Raw genomic sequence first — 2,759 nt, forward strand, 5'->3', positions numbered from 1 at the left:
AACACCGGCAACGACGCCGGTCGCCCCCGCTCACAACCCCGATGAAACATCGAGGTAAGCGTCGAAGCGAACCGGAGTCGCGACTCGAGCCGGCCTCCGATGGCTTTCTGCCAGGTGATGAACATGCTCGAGGACATGATGGCGAACTGGAATCCATCGGGGTCGCTCAGGACGAAGTTTGCGTTGCTTGCGATGACCTCGGCGCCGAAGAGTGCGACCGGATAGTAGCGCCGCCCCTCACTCACGTGAATCGGGACGCACACGTAGTCGGCATCCTTCTTGGCGAGCTGTCGGAAGAGGTGGTGATGAGGATATTCGCGAGTAGCAGAGGCTTTGGACGCGCCGCGGAACCTCCGAACTGCATCAACGCGGTCTCGTAGGGTGCGAGACCGGCTTAGGTCCACGGGATCCACCCCATCGAGCCACAAGCACCAGCGGTCCTCGTCGTGGAGGAGTTCGCGGGCGCCGACGTACTTGTGGACGTACTTCGCTGCCACTGGATCGTTCATGACCTCCGCGTACTGATCAGGCTCGATGATCAGATTCCCATCGTCCGTCGGCTTCGATCCGTACTCGACCACAGCGAGCGATGGGCTCAGAGGCTTCGACCGCTTCTCGACCAGAATGTTCTTCGCGTCCTGGAGGTAGGCGTTGATGCCGACCTTGACGGGCACTTCTGCGGCCGCAGCCTTGGGCTGCTCGTACTCGAACAGGCGGGGCTTGTTCTTCGAGTGCTGGGTGTGGCCGACGATGACGCAGTGCACGGCAGCCGCACCGGGGGCCTCGCTGGACCAGGCGAAGGTCTGGTGAGCGAACTTGATCCGCCAGCCGGCCTCGAAGATCCAGCCGTACAGGCGGGGGACCTGGTCCCCTTGGGTGACGGAGTTGGTGGTCACGAAGGCCCATTCGCCCCGGTACTGCGGGTTGGTGAATAGCGCGAGTGTCTTGGCGTGCCAGCCGGTCACGTAGTCCATTCGCGACAGGACTCTGTCGCCGCCCCAGGCGTTGCGCAGGTCGGCGAGCTGGTCGGCGCCGCGGGTGTTGTCGCCGAGGAAGGGCGGGTTGCCCATGATGTACAGCGATGTCGTTGGAGGGATGATCTCGGACCACTCGACCTGCAGGGCGTTGGCCACGGTGATCCGCGCTGAGTCCTGCAGGGGGAGCATCGGGACGGCGTAGCCGAGGTTCTGTAAACGCACCTACCTCTCACACGAGTAGGAAGGTGGGGCCGAGAGATGGGCCACAACGAGCAGAAACAGAGCACGGATGCGTTGCAGGCGGTGGTGTACGTCAGAATCAGCGACGACCCAGAGGGCAGCGAACGGGGCGTAGATCGGCAGGAAGCCGACTGTCGTGCCTATGCAGAAGCCCACGGGTGGGAAGTCGCAGCGGTGTTTCGTGAGAATGACACGTCGGCGTTCAAGCAGCGCACGATCACGCTCCCGTCGGGTGAGCGGGTGCGGCGGGTGATCCGCCCGCAGTTTCGCACCATGTTGAAACACCTCACCGACGGGCACGCGCAGGTGATGGTCGCCTACGACTTGGATCGCGCGGTGCGCGACCCGCGCGATTTGGAAGACCTCATTGATGCGAAGGTGCTGGGCGGGTTCACCGTGCGTTCCGTGACAGGCTCGCTCCGGCTGGACACGGACTCTGATGTGGCGATGGCCAGGGTGCTGGTGGCGATGGCGAACAAGTCGTCCGCTGACACCGCCCGACGTGTGGCGAGGGCGGCGAAGCAGCAGGCCATCGAAGGTGCCTGGCACGGCGGCAGGGTGCCATTCGGATACCGGGCAGAGGCAGGCGCGCTCGTGATCGATCCCGTGACCGGGCCGCTGGTGGTCGAGGCGTACCAGCGGGTGCTGGCCGGTGAATCCCTGTATCGCATTCGCAAGGACTGGAACGCACAAGGCATCCTCACCACTCACGGGTGTGCGTGGTCGGATCGGACACTCAAGATGGTGCTCTACAACCCCTCCAACAAGGGAGTGCGCGAGTACCGGCCTGTGATGCCGGACGGAAGTCGCGCGAAGACGTCGAAGATGCAAGTGCAGGCGGCGTGGCCCGCGATTGTGGATGAGGACACCTGGCAGCAAGTCTCCGATGTCCTTGACGCACGCAAGAAAGCCAGGAACTTTCACCAACCCGGTACGGGTGCGGCGGTGCGGATGTACCCGTTCTCGGGGCTAATTCGCTGCTCACTGTGCGGAACGTCGATGATTCACCGGGGCGGCGTGTACCAGTGCTTACAGCCGACCCCGGGCGGGTGCACCCGTTCGATTCGCTCTGCTGAAATGGCCAAGCTCGTCGAGGAAGCGGTGCTGGCGACGTTCGAGCAGATCACCCTCCACCCCAAGGTGCGCCGAACCTCTGGCAGTGACCTTGCGGCACGGGTTGGGCTCGCGGCGACGCTCGACCAAGATCGGGAGCGTCTGGCGCGGCTCGATGATGACTATTATGACGGGCTGATTGACAAAGCCATGTGGGTGCGGCAACGCGCACGGATCGCGGAACGGATCGAAGCCACCCGCCGCGAGTACACCGCGACCGCACCCGAGCACTCCGGGTTGAATATTGATGTCAGCACGGTCGCTGCTGAGTGGGAAGGGCGTACCCCAATGTGGCAGTACCAGGCGGCGAGTCTGATCTTGCAAGCGGTATTGGTGCACGCTCACCCCGCTGACATGATGACAGCTGTGCCTAACCTCGATCTTTCATGGGGTCGGTAGGTCCGCTCGGTCGGCGTCGTTGCCGATCTT

Annotated in this window: 2 protein-coding genes; one reads left to right on the forward strand and one right to left on the reverse strand. The window is 63.6% G+C overall.

Going from position 1 to position 2,759, the window contains the following annotated elements; translation table 11 throughout:
- A partial coding sequence (locus tag INT49_RS20650; RefSeq protein WP_319021723.1) for a type IIL restriction-modification enzyme MmeI occupies window positions 1-1,166 on the reverse strand: 1,166 nt, incomplete at its 3' end.
- A gap of 69 nt (window positions 1,167-1,235) precedes the next feature.
- Between INT49_RS20650 and INT49_RS20655 the strand changes: the two genes are divergently transcribed.
- Entirely contained in the window at window positions 1,236-2,729 is a 1,494-nt protein-coding gene (locus tag INT49_RS20655; RefSeq protein WP_193119609.1) for a recombinase family protein, read from the forward strand.
- Window positions 2,730-2,759 lie beyond the last annotated feature (30 nt).

The sequence above is a fragment of the Brachybacterium tyrofermentans genome (assembly GCF_014897585.1).
GTDB lineage: Bacteria > Actinomycetota > Actinomycetes > Actinomycetales > Dermabacteraceae > Brachybacterium > Brachybacterium tyrofermentans.

Coding starts and splice junctions, on each gene's coding strand:
- INT49_RS20655 (WP_193119609.1), top strand. CDS start 1,236: ATGGGCCACAACGAGCAGAAACAGAGCACGGATGCGTTGCAGGCGGTG.